General features: G+C 46.5%; 2 protein-coding genes. Both read right to left on the reverse strand.

Going from position 1 to position 815, the window contains the following annotated elements; translation table 11 throughout:
• Positions 1 to 81: 81 nt before the first annotated feature.
• Positions 82 to 420 (reverse strand): hypothetical protein, encoded by a 339-nt coding sequence (locus CV013_RS15395; protein WP_198591891.1) that lies wholly within the window; start codon positions 418 to 420, stop codon positions 82 to 84.
• Between the two features lie 11 nt (positions 421 to 431).
• The coding region (locus tag CV013_RS15400) for a hypothetical protein (protein ID WP_198591892.1) at positions 432 to 815 on the reverse strand (384 nt) is incomplete at its 5' end.

The following is an 815-nucleotide window of genomic DNA, read 5'->3' on the forward strand; positions in this document are numbered from 1 at the left end:
AGGGTGCGCCATCATATCGCCAAATGACGGGTCAAAGCATTGCGCTATTCATATGCCGAACTATGTCGAGCCAGTGGGCAATTAAGAAATTTCTACAGGCCTTTCATAAAATACTCGGCCTAAATTGTTATCAAAGTAGAGAACTTTGAATTCAGGCAATTCGCTCTGAAGACACTTCCACAACCGCCACCCCTCTATATTGAAAGCCAAAGCCTCCTCCGAATTTTTAAACCCAGATTGAATTGGGTCAGCACGATTTAGCGTTTCATTGTAGTCTTGTGCCCATTTGGCCAAAGCTTCTTTTGTAGCTTCCGACAACGAGAGCGTATCAGGATCAATATTGCCGACCGCTGATAGCCCCCAAAGCGGCCAGCAATCATAGTCGGCCATCAACTTAATTTTAGGGCGCAAATCTTCCATAGTTCAGTCCTCTAAGGCAGAGATGTGGGGTTCGCACCAACGATAAACCCGTTATCGCCTACAGTAATCGCCATGCGATGTGTCTGCCCATTGAATGTATATTCATATATGGGGCGTCCAGTTCCTGTACCTTGATATCCAACGACTTTATTCTGTTGTAGTGCCGAGAATACAGCATCGGGGATTTGATCCTGTGAAATGCCTTTCTGAGCAAACTCATCCGCATGACGGTTAATGTGCTGCAAACCAGCCGAATTATTTCCCGTTTCCAGCCAGACCGTCCGACCATCAGGCAATTTCTGAATGTCTATAACATTCTCCAGCGTGACCTTTGTTCCGCTCGCTTGCAGATCATCAATGAGCAGTGTTCTATTTGTGGCACCCGTCCCCCTTTC

The sequence above is a fragment of the Tsuneonella flava genome (genome assembly GCF_002870965.1).
GTDB lineage: Bacteria > Pseudomonadota > Alphaproteobacteria > Sphingomonadales > Sphingomonadaceae > Tsuneonella > Tsuneonella flava.